At 60.4% G+C, this 21,750-nt stretch carries 21 protein-coding genes and 3 pseudogenes; 13 read left to right on the top strand and 11 right to left on the bottom strand.

Features of this window, described 5'->3' with window-relative positions; genetic code table 11:
* From codB to ACRRSD_RS05500, 4 genes and pseudogenes are all read right to left on the bottom strand, one after another.
* Positions 1–1,272, bottom strand: a complete 1,272-nt coding sequence (codB, locus tag ACRRSD_RS05515; RefSeq protein WP_435037417.1) for a cytosine permease — start codon at positions 1,270–1,272, stop codon at positions 1–3.
* Positions 1,273–1,516: 244 nt separating this feature from the next.
* Positions 1,517–2,328 (bottom strand): annotated as a pseudogene (locus ACRRSD_RS05510) (alpha/beta fold hydrolase).
* 213 nt (positions 2,329–2,541) lie between these two features.
* A complete protein-coding gene (gene queD, locus ACRRSD_RS05505; RefSeq protein ID WP_007915588.1) occupies positions 2,542–2,898 on the bottom strand; it encodes a 6-carboxytetrahydropterin synthase QueD in 357 nt (118 codons plus the stop codon).
* Positions 2,899–2,983: 85 nt separating this feature from the next.
* The gene (locus ACRRSD_RS05500; RefSeq protein WP_435037416.1) at positions 2,984–4,063 is read right to left on the bottom strand and encodes a patatin-like phospholipase family protein; all 1,080 of its coding nucleotides are present in this window, start codon (positions 4,061–4,063) and stop codon (positions 2,984–2,986) included.
* A 243-nt stretch (positions 4,064–4,306) separates the two neighbouring features.
* On the opposite strand from ACRRSD_RS05500, the gene ACRRSD_RS05495 reads away from it, so the two are divergent.
* From ACRRSD_RS05495 to ACRRSD_RS05480, 4 genes are read left to right on the top strand one after another with little or no spacing between them, the layout of a single operon-like run.
* Positions 4,307–4,615, top strand: a complete 309-nt coding sequence (locus ACRRSD_RS05495; RefSeq protein WP_435037415.1) for a PepSY domain-containing protein — start codon at positions 4,307–4,309, stop codon at positions 4,613–4,615.
* The gene (locus ACRRSD_RS05490) at positions 4,615–4,926 is read left to right on the top strand and encodes a PepSY domain-containing protein (protein WP_038362521.1); all 312 of its coding nucleotides are present in this window, start codon (positions 4,615–4,617) and stop codon (positions 4,924–4,926) included. Before ACRRSD_RS05495 ends, ACRRSD_RS05490 begins: the two co-directional genes overlap by 1 nt.
* A 3-nt stretch (positions 4,927–4,929) precedes the next feature.
* A complete protein-coding gene (locus ACRRSD_RS05485) occupies positions 4,930–5,598 on the top strand; it encodes a response regulator transcription factor (RefSeq protein ID WP_397482382.1) in 669 nt (222 codons plus the stop codon).
* Complete coding sequence (locus tag ACRRSD_RS05480; RefSeq protein WP_435037414.1) at positions 5,595–6,908, top strand: sensor histidine kinase; 1,314 nt, start codon at positions 5,595–5,597, stop codon at positions 6,906–6,908. The genes ACRRSD_RS05485 and ACRRSD_RS05480 overlap by 4 nt, the downstream gene beginning before the upstream one ends.
* A gap of 250 nt (positions 6,909–7,158) precedes the next feature.
* On the opposite strand, the gene ACRRSD_RS05475 is transcribed toward ACRRSD_RS05480, so the two are convergent.
* Positions 7,159–7,914: a methyl-accepting chemotaxis protein gene (locus tag ACRRSD_RS05475; RefSeq protein WP_371262551.1), complete on the bottom strand. Its 756-nt coding sequence runs from the start codon at positions 7,912–7,914 to the stop codon at positions 7,159–7,161.
* A gap of 102 nt (positions 7,915–8,016) precedes the next feature.
* Positions 8,017–8,163: pseudogene (locus tag ACRRSD_RS05470) on the bottom strand (HAMP domain-containing protein); the annotation flags it as partial.
* Between the two features lie 1,398 nt (positions 8,164–9,561).
* Here ACRRSD_RS05470 and ACRRSD_RS05465 point away from each other — a divergent pair.
* The 3 genes and pseudogenes from ACRRSD_RS05465 to ACRRSD_RS05455 all read left to right on the top strand — a co-directional run bounded on the left by ACRRSD_RS05465 (position 9,562) and on the right by ACRRSD_RS05455 (position 12,759).
* Entirely contained in the window at positions 9,562–10,878 is a 1,317-nt protein-coding gene (locus tag ACRRSD_RS05465) for a Na+/H+ antiporter family protein (protein ID WP_122598902.1), read from the top strand.
* A gap of 198 nt (positions 10,879–11,076) precedes the next feature.
* Positions 11,077–11,853: pseudogene (locus ACRRSD_RS05460) on the top strand (cache domain-containing protein); the annotation flags it as partial.
* Positions 11,854–11,937: 84 nt separating this feature from the next.
* Positions 11,938–12,759, top strand: a complete 822-nt coding sequence (locus ACRRSD_RS05455) for a methyl-accepting chemotaxis protein (protein WP_409077500.1) — start codon at positions 11,938–11,940, stop codon at positions 12,757–12,759.
* Between the two features lie 238 nt (positions 12,760–12,997).
* On the opposite strand, the gene ACRRSD_RS05450 is transcribed toward ACRRSD_RS05455, so the two are convergent.
* Positions 12,998–13,933, bottom strand: coding sequence for a LysR family transcriptional regulator (locus ACRRSD_RS05450; protein ID WP_435037413.1), 936 nt, complete (start codon positions 13,931–13,933; stop codon positions 12,998–13,000).
* Between the two features lie 113 nt (positions 13,934–14,046).
* On the opposite strand from ACRRSD_RS05450, the gene ACRRSD_RS05445 reads away from it, so the two are divergent.
* The 3 genes from ACRRSD_RS05445 to ACRRSD_RS05435 all read left to right on the top strand — a co-directional run bounded on the left by ACRRSD_RS05445 (position 14,047) and on the right by ACRRSD_RS05435 (position 16,302).
* Positions 14,047–14,532 carry a DMT family transporter gene (locus ACRRSD_RS05445; RefSeq protein WP_016987941.1) on the top strand — a complete coding sequence of 162 codons (486 nt, stop codon included), beginning with the start codon at positions 14,047–14,049 and terminating at the stop codon, positions 14,530–14,532.
* A 3-nt stretch (positions 14,533–14,535) separates the two neighbouring features.
* Complete coding sequence (locus ACRRSD_RS05440; protein ID WP_435037412.1) at positions 14,536–14,988, top strand: DMT family transporter; 453 nt, start codon at positions 14,536–14,538, stop codon at positions 14,986–14,988.
* Positions 14,989–16,137: 1,149 nt separating this feature from the next.
* A complete protein-coding gene (locus ACRRSD_RS05435; protein ID WP_007919030.1) occupies positions 16,138–16,302 on the top strand; it encodes a metallothionein in 165 nt (54 codons plus the stop codon).
* 25 nt (positions 16,303–16,327) lie between these two features.
* Here the strand turns inward: ACRRSD_RS05435 and ACRRSD_RS05430 are convergent, their stop codons facing one another.
* A complete protein-coding gene (locus tag ACRRSD_RS05430; RefSeq protein WP_435037411.1) occupies positions 16,328–16,600 on the bottom strand; it encodes a hypothetical protein in 273 nt (90 codons plus the stop codon).
* 39 nt (positions 16,601–16,639) lie between these two features.
* Positions 16,640–16,867, bottom strand: coding sequence for a DUF6555 family protein (locus tag ACRRSD_RS05425; protein ID WP_007919026.1), 228 nt, complete (start codon positions 16,865–16,867; stop codon positions 16,640–16,642).
* A 136-nt stretch (positions 16,868–17,003) separates the two neighbouring features.
* On the opposite strand from ACRRSD_RS05425, the gene ACRRSD_RS05420 reads away from it, so the two are divergent.
* From ACRRSD_RS05420 to ACRRSD_RS05410, 3 genes are all read left to right on the top strand, one after another.
* Positions 17,004–17,786 carry an AraC family transcriptional regulator gene (locus ACRRSD_RS05420; RefSeq protein WP_435037410.1) on the top strand — a complete coding sequence of 261 codons (783 nt, stop codon included), beginning with the start codon at positions 17,004–17,006 and terminating at the stop codon, positions 17,784–17,786.
* A gap of 225 nt (positions 17,787–18,011) precedes the next feature.
* Positions 18,012–18,185, top strand: a complete 174-nt coding sequence (locus ACRRSD_RS05415; protein WP_007969534.1) for a DUF1427 family protein — start codon at positions 18,012–18,014, stop codon at positions 18,183–18,185.
* Between the two features lie 29 nt (positions 18,186–18,214).
* A complete protein-coding gene (locus ACRRSD_RS05410; RefSeq protein WP_435037409.1) occupies positions 18,215–19,171 on the top strand; it encodes a quinone oxidoreductase family protein in 957 nt (318 codons plus the stop codon).
* 122 nt (positions 19,172–19,293) lie between these two features.
* Here ACRRSD_RS05410 and ACRRSD_RS05405 read toward each other — a convergent pair whose 3' ends face one another.
* Both ACRRSD_RS05405 and ACRRSD_RS05400 read right to left on the bottom strand, forming a co-directional pair.
* Positions 19,294–20,316, bottom strand: a complete 1,023-nt coding sequence (locus ACRRSD_RS05405) for a purine-nucleoside phosphorylase (RefSeq protein WP_435037408.1) — start codon at positions 20,314–20,316, stop codon at positions 19,294–19,296.
* Between the two features lie 15 nt (positions 20,317–20,331).
* Complete coding sequence (locus ACRRSD_RS05400) at positions 20,332–21,291, bottom strand: nucleoside-specific channel-forming protein Tsx (RefSeq protein WP_122598670.1); 960 nt, start codon at positions 21,289–21,291, stop codon at positions 20,332–20,334.
* Positions 21,292–21,750 lie beyond the last annotated feature (459 nt).

The raw sequence follows: 21,750 nt of genomic DNA, 5'->3' as shown, positions 1-21,750 counted from the left end.
TTATAAGTCTTGTAGTGGCGCGCTGGCGCTGCGAGCGCCAAGCACACCAGTGACGATGACATACGTTAGCGCGGCAGCGGCGATCCCTACCAGCGGCGCGACCCACGGCGAGTTGAACGCGGCGACGGTGCCGACCGCATAGGCCCCTAGCCCCGGCCAGTTGAACGCCGGCAACCGTGCGTCGGCCAGACGCGGGTAATGCCCACGCCAACGGAAGAAAAAGTCCGCCATGATCACCCCGCCAATCGGTGGAATCACCGTGCCGAGCAGAATCAGATACGGCACTAACATGTCGTACATGCCCAGCAAGGCGAGCAGGGTGCCGATCACCGCACCGGCGAGGGTCACGGTCTTGCGCCGGCTGGTGCGCAGCAGGTTGCAACCGGCGACGGCGAAGTTGTAGATGGTGTTGTCCTGGGTGCTCCAGATGTTCAGCAACAGCATGGCCATCGCCGCCATGGCGAAACCTTGCAACAGCAGCACCTCAACCACGTCCGGTTGCTGATAAACGATGGCGCCGTATGCGCCGATCAGCACCATCAGGCCGTTGCCGATGAAAAAACCGATCAGGCTGGCCAGCACCGCCACCCGGGCCGAGCGCGAGAAGCGTGTCCAGTTGGTCGCTTGCGTGGCGCCGCTGACGAAGGTGCCGAACACCAGCGTAATGGCCGTCGACCAGTCCAGCGAACCGCTTGGCACGACGCTGAGCAAGCCTTCGAAACCGCCGACTTTCACCGTGGCGACCCACATCGACAGCATCAGCAGCAACATCATCGCCGGCACGGCGATGTACGAGAGAATCTCCAGCCCGCGATAACCGACATACGCCGTGGCACAGAACACCAGCCCGAACAGCACCATCAAGCCAAGAACCGTGCCTTCGTTAAGATCGAAGTATTTGCCGAGCACCACTGCGGCGGTCGCGGTGCCCCAGGCGTACCAGCCGATCTGGGTGAAACCGAGAATCAGGTCGCTGAGCTTGCTGCCGACTTCGCCGAAGCAGAAGCGGCCCATCAGTACCGAATTGAGGCCGCTTTTGAACGCGATATAGCCCAAGCCTGCCGCGTAGAGACCGAGCAGCAGATTACCGACGATGATCACCGCCATCATCTCGCCGAAACTGAACGCCACGCCCAGCTTGCCGCCGGCAAACATGGTCGCGGTAAAAAACGTGAAGCCCAGCAGCACCATGGCTGTGGAGGCCAGGCCTTTGCGCGCGTGCATCGGGACTTCACTGAGGGGGTAATCGTTGCCGGGATCGTTCTGCGTCATGGGGCGGTCCTTGCTGGATAGAGGAGACGCGGGGAAGGGTTGCAGTGGTCGTGCCAAATGCCGGAGGGCGCGGGTTATGTATAGACGAGTCACGCGGATTGGCGCGAAAGCGGTGCACCTGAATACACCCAAGCCCAATGTGGGAGCGAGCCTGCTCGCGAAGGCGGTGTGTCAGACGATATTTGCTGTGACTGATGAACCGCTTTCGCGAGCAGGCTCGCTCCCACAGGGGATTTGTGTTGGTTTATAGGAAGCGCAGCAGGGCGGCGACGATGGCTTCGGGGGCATCTTCCTGGACAAGGTGGCCGGCGTTGGCAATCGGGTGGAATTGTGATCCCGGGATCATTTGATGTAACGCTCGGCCACGCTCGATGGAATCCACTGGTCTTCTTCGCCCCAGAGAATCTGTACCGGACAGCGGATCGTCGGGTACAAACTTTCGGCCTCACGGGTATAGCGCTCGTCCATCTGCGCAATCTGCCGATAGAACGCCGCTTGCCCCGGATCGCCGAGCCACGGCTGCACGTAGGGTGCGAGTTCGTCGTCGGGGATATTCCGGTGAATCGCCCCGCGAATATAGGTCGGCACGATCGCGCGCTGGATGTAACCAGGCAGGCCGCTGAACGCCGCTTCATGCTGACGCACATGCTGCACGAACGGCGAACCCCATGGCGACAAAGCCACCGGATCGATCAGGGTCAGGCTGCGGTAATCCTTGCCGTTGAGCAGGTGTGCACGCAGCACGGTGGCGCCGCCAAAATCGTGAGCGACGACGTCGGGGTGTTGGATATTCCAGTGGTCGAGTAACTGCGCCAGCAGGTGGTTTTGCACGCCGAGGGAGACGTCGGCGTCGGGCTGTTCAGAGCGTCCATAACCCAGCAGGTCGAAGTAATGCACGCGATGCGTGGCGAAAAAATGCGGCGCGATCCGATGCCATACGTACGACGAAAACGGTGTGCCATGCACGAACAGCAGCGGCGGGCCGTCGCCGTGTACGGCGTAACGCACCTGTCGGCCGTTGAAGTCAAAGACCTGATCCAGCAGCCAGTCCGTCATGGGCCTGTCCTCTTGGCGGGGGAGCCAAAAAGCATAGGCGGAAAAAAACAGCCGTGAAGGCTGTTCTCTGGCAAAACACTGTTTCCTTGTGGGAGCGAGCCTGCTCGCGAAGAGGGCGTGTCAGTCGATATCAATGTCGGCTGACAAACCGCTTTCGTCGGAACGCCGCCCGGAGCAGGCTCACTCCCCCAGGGATAGTTGGGGTGTCAGAGGTTATTCACCGCGATAGATACAACCGCTGGTGCAGGTCTCGTGAATACGGATCGCGCTCAGTTCCGGCAGCAACGGCTTCATTTCATTCCAGATGAATTTGGCCAGCACTTCGCTGGTCGGGTTTTCCAGGCCGGGAATGTCGTTCAGGTAGTTGTGATCGAGACGCTCGTACAGCGGCTTGAAAATCGCCTTGATCTCGGAGAAGTCGCGAATCCAGCCAGTGTGCGGATCGAGGTCGCCGCTGAGGTGCAGCGCCACTTTGAACGAGTGACCGTGCAGACGCCCGCATTTGTGGCCGTCCGGGACGTGCGGCAGGCGGTGGGCGGATTCGAAGGTAAACTCTTTGAAGATTTCCACGGTATTTTCAGCTCTGTTCAGATGGCGTTCGCCGCAGCGATTCGGGCAGGCGGCGAGTTTACCAGCTTGTCTTTGGCCGTGCTGACTAAAGGGTCAGCAAGCGCTCGGCGAGGCGACCATTGGCAGTCAGTTCAAGGAATTCATCGCCGAGGCGACGGCTCTCATCCATCGCTGCGTGCCAGTATTTCTGCCGGCTCGCTGCATCGCCCATAAAGCGTTTGAAGTCGTTACGGTCGGGCAGTTTGCCGTAGGGCAGGCGCGCCAGATACTCCTTCGAAGGGGCGAGCAGCAGCACGTCCTGCAAACGCTCCACCGAGGCCTTGCGCCACGGCAAGGTCTTGTCGAACCAGCCGGGAATCACCCGATCAGTGAAGTGCGGATAGAGCACGATGCCGTCGCCGCTGTAGGGCAGGTCGAGGTGATAGTCGAGCAGGCCGCCATCGCGGAACGTGCCGGCGCCAGCACCCGGCAAGTCGCGTACGCCTTCCATGACCATCGGGATCGAGCCTGAGGCGAGCAAGGCCTGACGCAGGTTGCCGGCATTCAGGGCGACGAAACGCGACGGGAAGTCGCTCAGCGTATTCACCGGCGGGGCGAGGCGCGGGTCGTGGATGATCAGCCGTTCGAAGTGTCGCGACAGCCGTGCGCGGCCGCGCAGGTTGTCGGCGATCACCGAACCCAGCGCCAGGCCCAGTCGCCCGCGATGGTCATCGGCCAGACGCCCCTGACTTTTCACCACCATGATGTTCAGCCGGTAATGCGCGTTGTCGAGGATGCTCGCGTCGCGGCCGTCGAGCAGGTCGTTGAGCATGCGCTGCGAACTCTGGCTGATCTCGGCCATGGTCACGCCTTTATTGAAATTCTGCTCGGCGTACAGATGCCCGAGGCGCCGGATGCCTTCGGCGGCGTCCGGTAGGCAGGCGCTGGCGAAGCGCCAGGAACCGACCGAGGCGCCGATCAATGAGCGTTCACGCGGTGCGCTCGGCAGCCATTCGCCGAACAACGCCAGATCCAGCCCCTGAATCCCCAACGCCTTCGGCCCACCGGCGGCGCCGGGCAGGGTGCCGACGTCTGCGGCGTTCAGGCCTTGGGCACGAATACGCGCCATGGCGCGCGGGCCGGCCTTGAGGGTGAGGGCGGGGAATTTTATGTGGATGGCGGTCATACCGGTCTCGATCGTTAGCAAGCGAAGCATTATAGAACGATGATGTCCCCTGTGGGAGCGAGCTTGCTCGCGAAAGCGTAGGGTCAGTCAACGATGATGTGTCTGATACACCGCATTCGCGAGCAAGCTCGCTCCCACAGGGGGGGATATGTTGAGCTGGGGCAATGATGGCAATTCAGTTTCAGTTAAGTTCATCCCGCTAAGGTGCCCACCGTAAGCAACACATAAAAATACGGAGACTCCATGAAAACCCTGACTGCCCTGTCCATTGCCTCGATCATCGGCTGCACCGCCAGCCTCGCCCACGCCCGCGATCTCGGCCCTGACGAAGCCCTGCGTCTGCGCGACGCTGGTACTATCGTCTCCTTCGAGAAGCTCAACGCCAAGGCGCTGGAAAAACACCCGGGTTCGACGATCACTGAAACCGAGTTGGAAGAAGAGTACGGCAAGTACATCTACCAGGTTGAAATGCGTGATCCGCAGGGGCTGGAGTGGGATCTGGAATTAGACGCGGTGACTGGGCAGGTTCTCAAGGATCATCAGGATACGTAATGAAGGTTAATGTTCGCGCCACCAGCCGTACGGCATTGGCGCTGGTGATTTTTTGCTCGGCAGCAATGGCCCGCGACCTCGATCAGGACGAGGCCCTGAGTTTGCGGGAGAAGGGCGTGATCCTGCCGCTGGAGCAAGTGCTGCAGCAGGCAATGGACCGCTATCCCGGCGCAAAACTGCTGGAAGTCGAGCTGGAAGAAAAACACGACGTCTACATTTATGAAGTCGAGTTGCTCACCGTCGAAGGTGTCGCCCGTGAGCTGCACTTGAAGGCCGATACCGGTGAACTTGTGAAAGACAAGGAAGATTGATCGATGCGTTTGCTATTGGTGGAAGACCACGTACCGTTGGCTGACGAATTGCTCGCCGGCCTGCAACGGCAGGGCTATGCGGTCGATTGGCTGGCGGACGGTCGTGATGCGCTGTATCAGGGCAGCAGCGAACCGTATGACCTGATCATTCTCGACCTCGGCCTGCCGGGTGTGCCGGGGCTTGAAGTGCTGGCGCAGTGGCGCGCCGGCGGTCTGGCGATACCGGTGCTGATACTCACGGCGCGCGATTCCTGGGCCGAGCGCATCGAAGGCCTGAAGGCCGGCGCCGACGATTACCTGACCAAACCGTTCCATCCGGAAGAGCTGCAACTGCGCATTCAATCGCTGTTGCGCCGCTCCAAAGGCCAGGCCAATCAGCCGACGTTGAAGGCCGCCGGGTTGCACCTGGATGAGGGCCGTCAGTGCGTGGTGCGCGATGGCGCCGACATTCAACTGACCGCCGCCGAATTCCGTCTGCTGCGGTATTTCATGCTGCACCCGGAGCAGATCCTCTCCAAAAGCCACCTCGCCGAACACCTCTACGACGGTGAAACCGAGCGTGACTCCAACGTCCTTGAAGTGCACGTCAATCACCTGCGGCGCAAGCTCGGCAAAAGCGTGATCGAAACCCGTCGCGGCCAGGGTTACCTGTTCGGCGGGCAAGCTTCGTGAGGTCGATCCAGCGCCGCTTGAGCCTGGGTTTGATCAGCGTGATGGTGGTTGTCGGTGTGGTGGTGGCGCAAACCAGTCTGTGGTTGTTCGAAGTGGGGTTGCAGCGCTACCTCGAAGCGGGTCTGCGCAACGACAGCGAAAGTCTGCTGGTGGCATTGGTGCGCGGGCCGCAAGGCTTGCAACTGGATGAGCGGCATCTGTCGCCGGCCTATCAGCGACCGTTTTCCGGGCATTACTTCCGTATCGATTTCGCCGACAGCCATTGGCGGTCGCGCTCGTTGTGGGATCAGGACCTGCCGCTGCTCGAACACCCCGGTCTGCACAGCAACCTGCAACTGGGCCCGGACGGCCAGCAATTGTTGGTGCTGCGTTCGGACTATCGACGCCTGGGCCAATCAATTTCGATCAGCGTCGCGCAGGATTACACGCCGGTGCGCGAGAGCTTTCAGCGCATGCGCCAGATCGGCCTCGGCATGGGGCTGGCGGCATTGTTGCTGATTCTGTTCTTGCAGCGTTTGACCGTGCGCCGCGCCTTGAAACCGCTGGAAAGGGCTCGCGAGCAGATCGCGCAATTGCAGCAGGGCCAGCGTTCGCAACTGGATGATCAGGTGCCGGTGGAGCTGGAGCCGCTGGTGGCGCAGATCAACCATTTGCTCGCGCACACCGAAGACAGCCTCAAGCGTTCACGCAATGCCTTGGGCAATCTCGGGCACGCGTTGAAAACGCCGCTGGCGGTGCTGTTGAGCCTGGCGTCCAGTGAAAAACTCGATGCGCATCCCGAGCTGCGCAAGGTGCTCAAGGAACAGTTGGAGCAAGTGCAGCAGCGGCTCAATCGCGAATTGAACCGGGCACGGCTGTCCGGTGATGCGTTACCGGGGGCGCTGTTTGATTGCGATGCGGAACTGCCGGGGTTGCTGGCGACGTTGAACATGATTCATGGCGAGCATCTGGCGTTGAGCTACGTCGCGCCGACGGGGTTGCAGTTGCCGTGGGATCGTGAGGATTTGCTCGAGTTGCTCGGCAATCTTTTGGACAACGCTTGCAAGTGGGCGGATGCCGAAGTACGCCTGAGCGTGATCGAGCGTACGGACGGCTTTGCCCTGAGCGTGGAAGATGACGGCCCGGGGATTCCCGAAGAGCAGCGCACCGAAGTGTTCAGCCGGGGCACGCGGCTGGATGAGCAGACCCACGGGCATGGTCTGGGATTGGGGATTGTCCGCGATATTGTCGAGACCTGGGGCGGGTTGCTGGTGTTGGGCGAGAGTGAGTGGGGCGGGTTGAAGGTAGTGATTGAGTTGCCTCGGCGGTGATTCTTTAGAAGCCCCTCACCCTAACCCTCTCCCATAGGGAGAGGGGACTGACCGAGGTGTTTGTTAGAGGTACACCGACGTGAGATACCGAGCCGAACTCAGGTTTTGAAAACCTTCCCGTGATCTGAAATGTCGAGTCGAACTCAGGTTTTGAATGGCGTGGAGATCGGCTCCCTTTCCCCCTCGCCCCCTTGGGGGAGAGGGCTGGGGTGAGGGGGTAAGGATTTACCTGACACCCTCCAATCTTGAATCAAACCCTAAACTGATCCATCAAACTCTGCTGCTGATTCGCCAGGCTATTGAGCGACTGACTCACCCGCGCCGACTCATTCGCCTGCCCGGACAACGATTCCGTCACATCACGGATCGTCGCCACGTTGTTGTTGATCTCCTCGGCCACCGCACTCTGCTCTTCCGCCGCGCTGGCAATCTGCAGATTCATGTCACTGATCACCGTCACCGCATCGCCAATCTGGCGCAGCGCCGTCACGGCCTGGCCCACCTGCTCGACACTGCCCTGAGCCTGACGATGACTGTTGCCCATCGAACCGACCACATCCTGCGTACCGGTTTGCAGTTGCTCGATGACCTGGCGGGTTTCCTCCACCGATTCTTGCGTGCGGCGGGCGAGGTTACGCACCTCGTCGGCGACCACGGCAAAACCACGTCCGGCTTCACCGGCACGCGCCGCTTCGATGGCGGCGTTCAGCGCGAGCAGGTTGGTTTGTTCGGCGATGGCGCGGATGGTTTCCAGCACCGTGCCGATCTTCTCGCTATTGGCGGCCAGCCCTTCGACTTGCACCATCGCCGCGCTCATGTCGGCGGCGAGGGTGTCGATGCTCGCGGTGGTGCGGTCGATCACGGTCAGGCCCTGACGGGTCGCGCGATCAGCATCCTTGGCGGCTTCGGCAGCCTGCGCGGCGCTGCGCGCGACGTCTTGCGCGGTGGCGCTCATTTCGTGGGAGGCAGTGGCGACCTGATCGACCTGGCGGTATTGCTGCTCCATGCCGGCGCTGGTTTGCGTGGCGATGGCCGAGGACTGGTCGGCGGTGTTGCGCGCATCCTGCACCGAACGTTTCACTTCGGCGATGATCGGCTGCAACTTGTCGAGGAACTTGTTGAACCAGCCGGCCAACTGACCGAGTTCGTCCTTTTTGTCGTAGGCCAAGCGACGGGTCAGATCACCTTCGCCGCTGGCGATGTCTTCGAGCATGTGCGCCACGCCGAGGATCGGTCTGGTCACGCTGCGCGCCATCAGCCACACCAGCAGCAAACCGATCAATGCCGCCAACACGCCGAGGCTCAGTTCGATCAAAGTGCCCGAGTTATTGCTGGCATCCAGTTGTTGCTTGAGCGCTTCGGCGCGGCTGACCAGGACTTTCTCCGGTACATCGAGCAAAACGCCCCACGACGGGCCGCCGGGAATCGGCGGGAACGGCGACAGCACTTTCAACTGGCCGTTGCTGTGCAGGCTGCTCACGCTGCTGGTGGACGCGAGTTTGCTCAGCAGTTCGGCGCCGCTGATTTTGTCCACGGCATCCAGACGCTGGCTGAGTTTGCCGGCATCCGGGCTGTAACCGGCGAGCAGGCCGGCGGGGCTGATGATGCTCACGGCGGTCTGGCCGTCATAGAGCTTCTTGCTCGCGCCTTGGCTGATCGCTTGCAGGCTGTTGAGGTTGATGTCGACCGACAGCGAAGCGATGACTTTGCCATTGACCTGCAGCGGGAAGACGATGCTGGTCATCAGCACTTTGTGCCCGTCGATCACATAAAAGTACGGTTCGATCACGCACGGTTTGAGTGTGGTGCGCGGGCAGGTGAACCAGGCATTGGCCGCCTGACCGCTAGGGCCGGTGCTGGTGTCGGCCATGTCGCTTTCCGGCAGGGCCATCGAGGTGACTTTGCCTGGGGTCGGTTGCGACCAGTACAGGGCGAAGCGGCCCTTGTCGTTGCTGCCCAGTTCAGCTTGGCCGGCGAACAGTTCGTCCTTGCCGTCCAGTGCGTTGGCTTCGAACACCAGTGACAGGCCGAGCAGGTCCGGGTTGGCTTGCAGCGCCGATTTGACCTGCCGGGTCATGTCTTCGCGCAGATCGAAAGCATCGAGAAAACGCTTCTCGGCCTGTTCGCGCAGGAATAAAACCTGCCGCGAGAAACCATGGCCGTACTGATAGGCGTCCATGAACTGCTGGCGAATGCCGGCGGCCTGTACTTCACCTTGCGACTCGATGCGCGCTTGCGCCGACTCGGTGAGCATTTCCATGCTCGAAGCTTTCACCAGTGCAGAACTGTGCTCCATGCGATACAGCGAAAGACCCACCAACAGGGTCACGATACCGGCCAGGCACAGGCCGGCGAGCAGGGTGATTTTCCATTGGATGGAAAGTTGTCTGAGCGACATGGAGACGTCCTTATTCGATAAATATCTGAGACTTTGCACTGTAACGGCCGCAAATCGGCTTTCTTTATTCTTGAAACACAATATGGCGGATTGCCGCACCCGAAATCGCCCGCTCGCTTTGACACTGCGGCCACTCTGCGGCACAGTGCGCGCCCTTCTAATAAGACCCTCTTTGCAAATCCGCCGGTATTCCGTTGGCGGACTCATCCTGTCTGGCGGTCGGTTTTCCACCGCAGTGTTTTTTGAGGTAGTGAAATGAATGCAGTCATAGCGGCGGTCGGCGTCATGCTGATTCTCAGCCTGTCCCGCGTGCACGTGGTGATCGCCTTGATCGTTGGCGCGCTGGTCGGCGGCCTGACCGGTGGTCTGGGCATCGATGCCACGCTCAAGGCGTTCAACAGCGGTCTCGGCGGCGGGGCGACGGTGGCATTGTCCTACGCGTTGCTCGGCGCTTTCGCCGTGGCGATTGCCAAGTCCGGCCTGGCCCATGCGCTGGCCGACAAGGCCCTGGCCATGGTCGATCGCCAGCATGCGACCGGCGGTGGCAGCGTCAAATGGCTGCTGATCGGCCTGTTGTGGGTGGTGGCGATCGCTTCGCAGAACATCCTGCCGATCCACATCGCGTTCATTCCGCTGCTGGTGCCGCCGCTTTTATATGTACTGACCAAGCTGCAACTCGACCGTCGCTTGATCGCCTGCGTCATGACGTTCGGTCTGATCACCCCGTACATGTTCCTGCCGGTAGGCTTCGGTAACATCTTCCTCAATGAAATTCTGTTGGCCAATGTGGCGCGCAGTGGCGTCGACATCAGTGGCATCAACGTCACCCACGCCATGGGCATTCCGGCGCTGGGCATGTTGGTGGGGCTGGGCATTGCCTTTATCAGCTACCGCAAAAAGCGCGTTTATGACTTGGCGAAAATCGAGCAAGTCGAACAGGTGGCGGTGCAGTACAACCCGCTGAGCCTGGCGATTGCCGGGGTGGCGATTGCCGCTGCGTTCATTGTGCAGTTGCTGCTGGACTCGATGATTATCGGGGCGCTGGTCGGGTTTCTGATCTTCTCGGCGTCCGGCATCGTCAAGTGGCGCGAGACCGATGATCTGTTCACCGAAGGCATGAAGATGATGGCGATGATCGGCTTCATCATGATTGCCTCCTCCGGTTTTGGTGAGGTGATCAAGGCCACCGGGGAAGTGCAGACGCTGGTGCAAACGTCGGCGGCGTGGATCGATCACAGCAAGGGCATCGGCGCCTTGATGATGTTGCTGGTGGGGCTGCTGGTGACCATGGGCATCGGCTCGTCCTTCTCGACCGTACCGATTCTGGCGGTGATTTTCGTGCCGCTGTGCGTGCAACTGGGCTTCAGCCCGATCGCTATCGTGTGCATCGTCGGTACCGCCGGTGCGCTGGGCGATGCCGGTTCGCCAGCCTCGGACTCGACCCTCGGCCCGACCTCCGGCCTGAATATCGACGGCCAGCATCACCATATCTGGGACACCGTGGTGCCGACGTTCCTGCACTACAACCTGCCGTTGCTGGCGTTCGGCTGGGTGGCCGCGATGGTTCTCTGATCTGCAAAATTCCAATTGTGGAAGCGAGCCTGCTCGCGAAAGCGGTGGGTCATTCACAATTACAGTGACTGAGCCGGCCCATTCGCGAGCAGGCTCGCTCCCACAGGGGATTGGGGAAATCCCTGACTCAACTTTTGCTTGCGCGTGCCGTTAAAGCCTTTAACCACGCCAATAAAACCAAAAGAGTGAGCTCCCACAATGCGCCTGAGCCTCAAGGCTAAAGTCCTCTCCCTCGCCGTTCTCCCGGTGTTGCTCTTTGCCCTGGTCATCAGCCTGACCACGCTGTTCATCCTTCAGGAACAGGCGCACAAAGAGGTCGAACAGACCAGCGAACGCCTGCTCGGCGACGCCAAAGCCACTCTGCAAAGTTACGTCGCCGTGGCCATGACCACGATCAAGCCGCTGTACGACGCGGCCGCGCCGGGTGACAACGAGGCACGGGCGCAGGCGATCAAATTGCTCTCGGGCATTCGCTACGGCAAGGACGGCTACTTCTTCGGCTACGACTCCGAGACCGTGCGCCTGTTCAAGGCCAACGATCCCGAAGGCGTGGGCAAAAGTTTCAAGGACAATCGCGACCCGAATGGCGTTTACGTCAACCTAGGCCTGGTGAAAGTGGCGAAGGACGGCACGCACTATCTGCAATACAGCTCGCCGTTGCCGGGTAATGCCAAGGTGCTGGTGCCGAAACTCGGTTACACCGAATACCTGGCCAAGTGGGACATGGCGGTCGGTACGTCGGTCAACCTCGACGGCATCGAAGCGCAAGTAGCGTTGGTCGAAGCGCAGGTGCAGGAACGCATGCAAGGCGTGGTGCTGAGCATCGTCGGCGTGGCGGTGGTGGTGTTGTTGGTGATCGCGGCGGCGGGGATGTTGCTGGCCAACACCATTCTGCGTCCGTTGACCCTGATGAAAGCCAACCTCGATGACATCGCGGCGGGCGAGGGCGATCTGACCCGTCGCCTGAACATCACCAGTCAGGACGAACTCGGCGAACTGGCCGGCTCGTTCAATCGCTTCGTCGACAAGATCCATGGCCTGGTGCGGCAGATCACCGAGATGACCACGCAACTGACCGGTCTGGTGACGCAGGTGTCCGATCAGGCCCAGCGTTCGGATCAGGCGATGGAGCGTCAGCGCCACGAAACCGATCAGGTCGCCACAGCGATCAATGAAATGTCCGCCGCCGCACAGGAAGTGGCGAAAAGCGCGCAGAACGCCGCTGTCGCTGCTCAGCAGACCGACGAAGAAGGCCAGAGCGCCAAGCGCGTGGTGGCCGGCAGCATCAAGCAGATTCATGCGTTGGTCGATGACATCCGTAGCAGCGGTGTGTCGCTCGATAGCCTGCAGCAGGACGTGACGTCGATTGTTGGTGTGCTCGGGGTGATCCGTTCGATTGCCGAGCAGACCAACCTGCTGGCACTGAACGCAGCGATTGAGGCGGCGCGCGCCGGTGAGGCCGGGCGCGGCTTTGCCGTGGTAGCGGATGAGGTGCGGGCGTTGGCCAGTCGCACGCAGATCAGCACCCAGGAAATTCAGGGCATGATCGACCGCTTGCAGGCCGGTACGCAGTCGGCGGTCGAGGCGATGCGTCGCTCCAGTGAGGCGGGTGACGGTACTTCGCAACAGGCTAATCAGGCCGGGGCTTCGCTGGATGCGATGGCGGAGCTGATCGCGACGATCAACTCGATGAACGCGCAAATCGCCAGTGCGGCGGAGGAGCAAACGGCGGTGGCGGAAGAGATCAACCGCAGCGTGCATCAGATTGCGGTGGCGGTGGACAGCGTGGCTGATGAAACGCAGCTGGGCGCGCAGACTTCGCGCAGTCTGGCCGAGCTGGGGCAGCGCTTGGGCAAACTCGTGGGCCAGTTCCGGATCTGACAGCTTGAAAAGCCCCTCACCCTAGCCCTCCCGAAACGTCGGACCGCCCGTAGGGAGAGGGGACTGACCGAGGTGTCTTGCGTCATACATCGACCTGAAAGATTCAGTCGATTATGGATTCGGTAAAGCTGTTTCAGGTCGGCGTAGTTCCACAGCATCCCCCAATCAGTTCCCTCTCCCTACGGGCGGTCCGACGTTTCGGGAGGGCTAGGGTGAGGGGCTCTTGATCTTCAAAGACTCAAGGCCTGTCCCAGTAGGGCACTTCACCAAAGCATTCGACAAAGAAATCAATCACCGTCCGCACCTTCACCGACAATCGTCGGCTCCCCGGCCACAACACCGCAATCTGCTGCGGCTCCAGACTGTTCGACACCTGATATTCCCCCAACACCGGCACCAACGTACCGTCGCGCACCGCTTCACCAATCAGCCACGACGGAAACATCACCAGCCCCAAACCTTGCTCGGCCGCTTGGGTAAGGGTGTCGGCGTGGTTGCCAGTGATCGGGCCTTTCACCGAGTACGGCGTCCAGTCTTCGCCATCACGACGGAAAAACCAGCGCTGCTGGCCGGTCGCGCCTTTGTAAGCCAGGCATTGGTGTTGCGCCAGATCTTCGGGTTTCTGCGGTGTACCGTGGCGCTGGAGATACGCCGGGCTGGCCGCGACCTGAAAGCGATGCGGCGCCAGAATCCGCGCCTGCATGCTCGAGTCGTGCAGCGGGCCGATGCGGAACAGCAAATCCGCGCCTTCCTGTAACGGGTCGACGTAATGGTCGGTCTGCTGGATATCCAGTTGCAGCTTCGGATAGCGCGCGCACAACTGGCCCAGCCACGGCGTCAGATGCCGCTGACCGAACACCACCGGGGCGTTGATGCGCACCAGGCCGGTGGGTTCGCTTTGCTGCTCCTGCAACGCTTGTTCAGCTTCCTCCAGTTGCACCAGAACCAGCCGCGCATGATGACCGAGCATGCGCCCGGCTTCGGTGGGCGTGACGGCGCGGGTGTGGCGGTAGAGCAATTGCTGGTTCAGCGCCTGTTCCATCAACTGGATCTGCCGGGAGATCGAGGAGGGCGCCACACCTTCGCGGCGGGCCACCTCGGAGAAACTGCCGTGGTCGAGCACCGCGACAAATAGCCTTAGCGCTTTGAATCCGAGTTCGTTTAGCCCGTGCATTGTTTGTCCTGCTGTGCAAGTTGCGCAAAAGTGTTGTCCGGATGCTCCCATTTATCGCACAGCTGCGCCAGCCGATAATCCGCGCCATCGTTTACTTGAGTGGAAAGTTGTTTATGCAGACGTTGGATGAGGTGAGTGTCAGCGCACCGGCGACGAAATCCGGATTGCGCTTGTTGTTGCTGCCGCTGGTGATTCTCGCGGGCATGGGCTTGTCGGTGGAGGCCGGGTTGCTCGGGCCATTGGGTGTGCAGGTCGGGCATCTGTGGGCAACATTGAGCATCTTCGGGGTCGGCTCGGCGATTCTGTTTTTGCTGTTGTTGTTCGCTGGGCCACAGAAGGGGCCGGCGCTGACTGATCTGCCGCGCTGGCAGTTGATTGGCGGGTTTCTGGGGCCGATGTATGTGGTGGTGCTGACCCTGGCGACGCCGCATATCGGTATTGCCATGACCATGATCGCGATTCTGTCCGGTCAGGTCGGCAAGAGTGTGCTGATCGACCATTTCGGCTGGTTCGGGGCGACGCGCAAGAAGGTCAATGCCGAGCGTTGGCTGGCGTTGGGGTTGATTGTGGTGGCACTTGTTTTGATTGCGCGGGGGTGAGTGATGAGTCTGGTTATTTTGTTGGCGGTGGTGGTGTTGGCCGGTGCGGTGTTGAGTGTGCAGGCGGCGATCAATGGGCGTCTGGGCGAGAGCGTCGGGGTGTTGCGCAGTAGTTTGCTGACATTCGTTGTGGGTGCGGTTTCGACCGGGTTGTTGATTTTGTTTTTTGAGCCGGCGCATGCGGTGAGTCTTTTGGATGTGCCGAAGTGGCAGTTGACCGGGGCGCTGTTTGGCGTGGTGTACATGATGGTGATGGTCGGGGCAGTGCCGGTGGTGGGGACGGCTGTGGCGACGGTGGCGGTGATTGTCGGGCAGTTGGGGATGGGGATGTTGATTGATAATTTTGGCTGGTTGGGGAATCCGGCGATTGAGCTGTCTGGTTCGCGGATTTTGGCGATGGTGTGTTTGGGGGGGGCTTTGGTATTTATGTATAGGAGTTCGCGTCAGGCTGAGTGAGTTGGGTTGGGTTGGGTTGAGTGCATATCCGTTGCTGCGGTCATGGCTACTTAGGGTTCCGCCCTTACGGCGGGTCACTTTTTCCAGACGCCGAAAAAGTAACCAAAAAGGCTTGCTCCTACGTGCGGCCCGCTCGCTGGGGCTCGGGGTTCCTTCGCTGCGGGATCGATCCGGGCGCAGCGTCTCCGGTTTGCTTCGCTGCACCTACTCCCGCTGTGTTTGGCTGCGCCAAACGGTCGCTGCGCTCCCACGCCCGGATCAATCCCTCCACTCAGCCTTCCGACGTCGCCTTACAGATCAAGAGCTGCAGCCGAGCTAACGCTCATCCTGTTGAGTGGTGAGGAGCAACAGCGTGCTCGGCTTTGGATTGGTTGTGGATTCGCCCCTCGCCCCAGCCCTCTCCCGAGGGAGAGGGAGCGGATTTGTGGGCTTTTCAGAATTTGAGTTCGACTCGGTATTTCACGTCGGCGTACCTCCCCGAAACACCACGGTCAGTCCCCTCTCTCTGGGAAGGTGAGGCGCCGATTTGTTCGCTTTTTAGATTCTGAGTTCAACGCGGTATTGCACGTCGGTGTAGCTCTCCCAAACACCTCAATCAGTCCCCTCTCTGGGGAGGTGAGGCGCCGATTTGTTCGCTTTTTAGATTCTGAGTTCGACTCGGTATTTCACGTCGGCGTACCTCTCCCAAACACCGCGGTCAGTCCCCTCTCCCTCCGGGAGAGGGCTAGGGTGAGGGACTCTTGATCTGGCTTGTGATCCTGCTTTTGATCTTGCTTCGGCTTTTGATCTTTTGCCCCATCGGCAGGCCGAGCGGAGGTGTTCATCCGGGGGTAGGCGCGCAGCGCCGTGCGGCGTAGCCGCATTCATCGAGAGGAGGTGCAGCGAAGCAAACCGTAGGCGATGCCCCCGGATGGACACCGTAGCGAGGGAACACTGAGCCTCAGCGAAGTGCCGTACGCCGGGGGAAGCCTTTTTGGTTACTTTTTCGGCGTCTGGAAAAAGTGACCCGCCGTAAGGGCGGAACCCTAAGCAGCCGTTACCGCAGCAACGGATATGCCCCCAACCCCCCAAACCCCCGACAGCTTCTACACTGGTTATCACGGCTTGCCCCTCAAGCCCCAGACAACCACTACCCAAGGAGTCTGCCCCATGCCCGATAGAAAATGCGATTGTCCCAACTGCAAGTGCACAATCAAGGAAGGCGAGCATGCTTACGCCGTGCACGGCAAACACTATTGCTGCGAAGCCTGCGCTCACCACCACAAGAGTGGCGAGGAATGTTCAACCAAAGGCTGTAAATGCGCCCACGGATGACAAGCGACGCATAAAAAAGTGGAGCCTAATCAGGCTCCACTTCCAGTTTCAGACTCTCATCATCCAGCCGCTCCGCATGCCGCACCGTGCCTTGCAGCCGTCGGCCCTCAACCCTGACCACCACGGTTTTCGCCTGATCGAGGTCTTCCGGCAGCGGTGCCGGCACTCGCAGGGCAAAGCGGAATGGATCATCCTCGACCGCCTCCAGCCCAACGCGACAGTCCACGCTTTTGGTAACACGCCCGAACAGCGTATCGAGGCCGTAGTCCAGATGCGCCGGGCTGATGATGTTGCTCATGGTGCATTCCCCCGAATGATGCCGATCGATGGGCAGAGCTTAGCTGGTCGGTCGCCACACAACGTTTTCCACGCCGAATTTTTCCGCCATCGGTTTGCTGGTCTTCTGCACTTTTTCACGGCCAAAGCGCGGGATGCGACCAACGCCTGCGTCGCAGCTAGCCCAGTGCCACGCCTCGGTGTTGTCCATTTTGTCCGAGCGGATAATGAACGACTTGGGCGTACCGTGAAGGGTGTATTCGATGACATAGAGTTTTGCGTTGTTCATAAAGCCCGTATTCCTCCCTGTGGTAATAGAGGGATCGCGGCGCACCGGGAAAATTCACTCGGATTGTCCGACGGTATCTATCGTTGGCGACGCCGTTTCGCACTGGTTACCATGGCGTTTCCACCAAGCCCAATGAATGCCCGCCATGGCCCTTGCCGCACCCCCCGATCTCAGCGATACCGATGTGCCCGTGCAACCGCTGGCACGCACGTACCCGCGAGGGTTGTTTATCGAGCCGCACGAGCATGTCTGGGGCCAGTTGCTGTATGCCATGAGCGGGGTGATGTGGGTAGAAACCCCACACGAGGCGTTGGTGGTGCCGCCGCAACGCGCAGTGTGGTTGCCGCCGGGCGTGCCGCACGGGATTCGCGTGGTGTCGGATCTGCAGATGCGCAATATCTACCTGCGCCCGGCGTTGGCGGCGACGCTGGATCAGACGGTGCAGGTGATCGAGGTCGGCGGTTTGTTGCGCGAGTTGATCGTCGGCCTGGTGGAGCAGGGCGACAGCGGGGAACCGGCTTACTACGAGGCACTGGTCGGGTTGGCCTTGCTGGAGCTGAAACGCGCAAGACGTTCGCAGTTGAAAATCCCGATGCCGGATGACACCGACCGGCGCTTGATGAATCTGTGTCAGGCGGTAATGGCGGCGCCGTCGCTGGAGATTCCATTTGAGCAGCATGCGGAAAACGCCGGGGCCAGCGTGCGCACGTTGGCGCGGTTGTTCAAGGACAGCCTCGGCATGGGCTTCGCCGAATGGCGCCGGCAGGTACAACTGGCGACGGCGGTGGCGGCGTTGATTCAGGGCGTGGCGGTGAGTGTGATTGCTCGGGAGCTCGGCTATTCACCCAGTAGTTTCAGCGACATGTTTCGCCGCGAATTGGGTGTCGCCCCTTCGCAATTTGCTGTGGAACGCGACTAACCAAACCTGCATGGATCCACTGTGGGAGCGAGCCTGCTCGCGAATGCGGTGTACCAGTGAATGGAGAGTGGACTGACACACCGCTTTTCGCGAGCAAGCTCGCTCCCACAGAGTTCTGCGGTGTGCATCCGATACTTGTCCGAAATTCAGAAGTCCTTGGCCGATGCCATCCCCGCCGACTCCCTAAACTTTGCCCATTCCTTTCCACGGGCGGAGTTGCTCCCCATGAATTATCTGATTTCGCTGGCCATCGGTCTGGGCGTCGGCCTGTTGTACGGCGCGCTGGATTTCCGTTCTCCGGCGCCACCGGCCATCGCGTTGGTCGGTTTACTCGGCATGTTGGCCGGTGAGCAGTTGTGGCCGATGGGCCGGCAACTGGTCGCGGGCTGGTTGTCCTGAATTCCTTTTTTCCTTCGGTGGATGTCCCCATGAAAGCTTTGCAATTCGATAAAACCGGCGACCTGTCTTCCTTGCGCTACGTCGATGTACCGACCCCGGTACCCGGCGTTGACGAAGTGCTGGTGCAGATCAAGGCTGCCGGCCTGAATCCCAGCGATGTGAAAAACGTCCTCGGTCGCTTCCCCTACACCACGCTGCCGCGAATTCCCGGTCGCGATTTCGCCGGTGTCGTCGTCGAAGGCCCGCAAGCGTTGATCGGTCAGGAAGTCTGGGGTACCGGCCGTGAGCTGGGCTTTTTCGCCGACGGCTCCCACGCCGAGTTCGTCAAACTGCCAGCCAATGGCGTCGCACACAAACCTTCGCACCTGAGTTTCGCCCAGGCCGCCAGCCTTGGCGTGCCCTACACCACGGCGTGGGATGCTTTGGAGCGTAGCCTCGTCACGGCTGACACTCGTTTGCTGGTGATCGGCGGCGGAGCGGTGGCGACCGCTGCTTTGGCGCTGGCGAAAGTGCGCGGTGCGCAGTTGCTGGCGGCGGTGCGGCGCTCGGAGCAGGTGGCGGAACTGCAAGCGCAGGGTTATCAGACGATTCAGCTGGATAAGCCGGAAGACCTCGGCGCGCAGGTCAACGCGGTGTATCGCGGTGGCGCCGATGTGATCTTCGACACCACCGGTTTCTGGTTGCCAGCGTCGGTGGCGGCATTGGCCACGTTCGGACGGATCGCGATCATCGCCGCGCCGGTGGACGGGCATGTGCAACTGCCGGCACTGGCGCTGTATCGCAAGGGCGGTTCGGTGGTCGGGATCAATTCGTTGTTGTATGGCGTTGAAGCGTGTGCGGTGATGCTCGAGCAGTTCGGGCGGTTCTTCGATGAAGGCTCGCTGCCGTTGCCGCAGGGGTTGGTCGAGGCGCCATTGGCCGAGGGACTACAGCGTTATGCGGATGTGAATCAGGGCAGCGGTGACAAGGTCATCCTCATTCCCTGATACACCGCAAAACCCCTGTAGGAGTGAGCCTGCTCGCGATAGCGGTGTGTCAGTCACTCATGATTAAACTGACACACCGCTATCGCGCGCAGGCTCACTCCTACAGTAGATCGGTGTTGGGCTCAGGATTGCGGGACGCCGTTTTCCCACGCCGACCAGTTTTTCAGGATGTCCTGCACCAGCGGATTACCCGCGCGATAGAGGTTCTCCAGCGCCGGCACGAAGCCGCCCTGATCGGCGTATTTGAGCAAGTTGTCCACTTCACTGCCGCCCGGTTCCGGGCGGTCAAAGTCGGAGCCTGCACGCACCACGGCGAGGCGTTGTACATCGACCAGACCTTCACGACCGGCACGCAGCAAGGCCTCATAGGTGGAGTTGTCTTCCTGCTGCGTCGTGCAGTATTCGCCCTTGTTGTCGGTCAGTAACTTGGTCCAGACTTCGGCCCGTTCGCTCAGGCGCGTGCCGGAAAACCAGGTGTTGCCGGCCAGCGTATCGCAGCGCGTCACCACCGGTGGTTGATTGGCCGGTGCCGACGGATATTTCAGGCGCCACGCGGCGGACTCCTTGCTTTCGCTCAGCTCGACCTTGTGGCTCAGGGCGAACGCCTTGGCCTGCAACTTCGAGTTAAGTTCAAAGACTTCGGTCTTGTAGTCCAGCGGCGGTTTTTCGTTCGGACTCTTGGTGTTGATGCCCAGGTAGCCGGTCGGCCAGGTCGACGGCGCATCACGCGAATCGATCTCCCATTGCGTGCCGAATTCCACCAGATAGTGCGCCCATGCAGCGGTGCCGATGGTGCCGTGTTTCGGGCTGATCCCGGCAATGCCGGCGATCAAAAAGTAGCTTTTGCGCAGGTCGAATTTCGGCGACAGCGCCAACGCTAATGTCGAGGCGGCGGCGTTGGTCTGCCCCATGCCGGTGGTCAACAGGCACACCTGCTGCGCGTTGCAGCGGATGCTCGGGTACTCGGCCGACAGGCCCGGCACGCGGATTTCCTGTTTCAGCTCGAGGCGGTCGATCCAATGCTGCGCCTCGGGGGCGAACATGGTGATCAGCACGACTTTCGGTTGTATCGGTGCCTCGGCCGCCCACGCGGTAGAGGAGAGCAGGGCCGCACCGGCCAAGGTCAAACGCATCATTGCTTGCATGGAAAACTCCTTGATTCAGAACTGATAACCGACGCCGGCGTAGTAACCCCAGCCGTTGGAACGCGCACGGAAATTACCGTCGCCAAAATTCAGCTCGCTACCGTCTTCCCAGTTGCCGCCGTTGTGGAAATAACGGCCGACCAGAGTGAAGCGCAAGTGGGTGAACGAGTAGAGCAGGACGTTGGTCGCCACCGTCGCATTGGCCGTGCGCGCCGGGTTGTCCTTATGGATGTCCGAGCCGAAATCGAAGTTGGTGAAGCCGATGTAAGTCAGCGATGCGCCGTTGCTGAATTTGTCGATCGGCACGATGTACTTGAGCTGCGCTCGGTAGCCGTCCCAGGAATATTCATTGCTGGCGCCGTAGTTTTCCCACTGATAGCGACCGTAGAGGTTGGCCGAAAGATTGACCCGCGAGTGCGTGTCGATGTCGGTGCCGAAACCGCTGTACAGGGTGTTGGCGCGGTTCTCTTTGCGGCTGCCGTGGTCGTAGATCCAGTCGAACGCCACATACCATTCCTTGAACGGACCGATCGCCAGGCTGCGGCCGGCGAGGTAGTCGATGGAGATGCGCGGTTCGTGTTCCATGAACACCGGCGAGCCGTGATCCCACACGCCTTTGTCGTGGCTGTTGCCGATATTGAAGATCTTCGGGATGTCGATGTAGCCGTACAACTCGAACGGACCTTTGCGGCCGAAGTACTCGTATTCCAGATAGATGTCGTCGGCCGGTTGCGGGCCGAAGCTGATGTCTTTGCTGCCGATCAGCATCAGGTCCTGGTTGTACCAGTCGGACAGATAGGCGCCTTTTTTTGGCGGGCTGGCTTCGGGGCTGAGCGCTTCGCCCTGGGCGGATTCTTCTTTGCTTGGCGGTTGCGCCAGCGCGCTATGGCTGAGAAGTCCGGTAACGCCGGTCAGTAGCAAGGAAACAGCAAACGTGCACGAGAAAGGTGCGCGAAAAGGGCATGCAATGGCCATTCAAAGTCCTTTTTTGCGGATCGAGGCCCGTGTTCCGTGGGCTTGTACGGTTTTGTTACGAAAACGTTGGTATTGACGTTACGCAAACGTTTGCACAAGGCGTACCAGTTTTTTCAATGCTCTGAAATGTCGAAGGTTTCAGTGCATTTGTTGATAGGGCGGTCAGGTACGGTTTTGCACACCCCAATTCCCCTGTGGGAGCGAGCCTGCTCGCGAAGGCTGCATATCTGAAAAGTAGTTCTCAGCTGACCCACCGCTTTCGCGAGCAGGCTCGCTCCCACAGGTGTTGTATCGCCTTCAAGAGCAGTGCTGGCTGGCTGAAACGCTTATTCCAGACCCCTCTAGTATTAAAGTATTAACACCATTTAATCCGTGCCCCATTGCCGGGCGTCTACTAGCTTTGTCCCCAGTTAAGCGGTTTTGTGATGACCGTCGCAGTCTTGATTCGCGTGTGGAATA

The organism is Pseudomonas neuropathica (assembly GCF_051174785.1).
GTDB classification, from domain to species: Bacteria; Pseudomonadota; Gammaproteobacteria; order Pseudomonadales; family Pseudomonadaceae; genus Aquipseudomonas; species Aquipseudomonas neuropathica_A.
Note: the sequence above shows the minus strand (reverse complement) of the source record. Positions and strands in the feature narration are given on the sequence as shown.

What these genes read in the sequence shown, in the direction of transcription:
- codB (WP_435037417.1), bottom strand. Translation starts at nt 1,272, where the DNA reads ATGACGCAGAACGATCCCGGCAACGATTACCCCCTCAGTGAAGTCCCG.
- ACRRSD_RS05500 (WP_435037416.1), bottom strand. Translation starts at nt 4,063, where the DNA reads ATGACCGCCATCCACATAAAATTCCCCGCCCTCACCCTCAAGGCCGGC.
- ACRRSD_RS05495 (WP_435037415.1), top strand. Translation starts at nt 4,307, where the DNA reads ATGAAAACCCTGACTGCCCTGTCCATTGCCTCGATCATCGGCTGCACC.
- ACRRSD_RS05490 (WP_038362521.1), top strand. Translation starts at nt 4,615, where the DNA reads ATGAAGGTTAATGTTCGCGCCACCAGCCGTACGGCATTGGCGCTGGTG.
- ACRRSD_RS05485 (WP_397482382.1), top strand. Translation starts at nt 4,930, where the DNA reads ATGCGTTTGCTATTGGTGGAAGACCACGTACCGTTGGCTGACGAATTG.
- ACRRSD_RS05475 (WP_371262551.1), bottom strand. Translation starts at nt 7,914, where the DNA reads ATGGAGCAGCAATACCGCCAGGTCGATCAGGTCGCCACTGCCTCCCAC.
- ACRRSD_RS05465 (WP_122598902.1), top strand. Translation starts at nt 9,562, where the DNA reads ATGAATGCAGTCATAGCGGCGGTCGGCGTCATGCTGATTCTCAGCCTG.
- ACRRSD_RS05455 (WP_409077500.1), top strand. Translation starts at nt 11,938, where the DNA reads ATGACCACGCAACTGACCGGTCTGGTGACGCAGGTGTCCGATCAGGCC.
- ACRRSD_RS05450 (WP_435037413.1), bottom strand. Translation starts at nt 13,933, where the DNA reads ATGCACGGGCTAAACGAACTCGGATTCAAAGCGCTAAGGCTATTTGTC.
- ACRRSD_RS05445 (WP_016987941.1), top strand. Translation starts at nt 14,047, where the DNA reads ATGCAGACGTTGGATGAGGTGAGTGTCAGCGCACCGGCGACGAAATCC.
- ACRRSD_RS05440 (WP_435037412.1), top strand. Translation starts at nt 14,536, where the DNA reads ATGAGTCTGGTTATTTTGTTGGCGGTGGTGGTGTTGGCCGGTGCGGTG.
- ACRRSD_RS05435 (WP_007919030.1), top strand. Translation starts at nt 16,138, where the DNA reads ATGCCCGATAGAAAATGCGATTGTCCCAACTGCAAGTGCACAATCAAG.
- ACRRSD_RS05430 (WP_435037411.1), bottom strand. Translation starts at nt 16,600, where the DNA reads ATGAGCAACATCATCAGCCCGGCGCATCTGGACTACGGCCTCGATACG.
- ACRRSD_RS05425 (WP_007919026.1), bottom strand. Translation starts at nt 16,867, where the DNA reads ATGAACAACGCAAAACTCTATGTCATCGAATACACCCTTCACGGTACG.
- ACRRSD_RS05420 (WP_435037410.1), top strand. Translation starts at nt 17,004, where the DNA reads ATGCCCGCCATGGCCCTTGCCGCACCCCCCGATCTCAGCGATACCGAT.
- ACRRSD_RS05415 (WP_007969534.1), top strand. Translation starts at nt 18,012, where the DNA reads ATGAATTATCTGATTTCGCTGGCCATCGGTCTGGGCGTCGGCCTGTTG.
- ACRRSD_RS05410 (WP_435037409.1), top strand. Translation starts at nt 18,215, where the DNA reads ATGAAAGCTTTGCAATTCGATAAAACCGGCGACCTGTCTTCCTTGCGC.
- ACRRSD_RS05405 (WP_435037408.1), bottom strand. Translation starts at nt 20,316, where the DNA reads ATGCAAGCAATGATGCGTTTGACCTTGGCCGGTGCGGCCCTGCTCTCC.
- ACRRSD_RS05400 (WP_122598670.1), bottom strand. Translation starts at nt 21,291, where the DNA reads ATGGCCATTGCATGCCCTTTTCGCGCACCTTTCTCGTGCACGTTTGCT.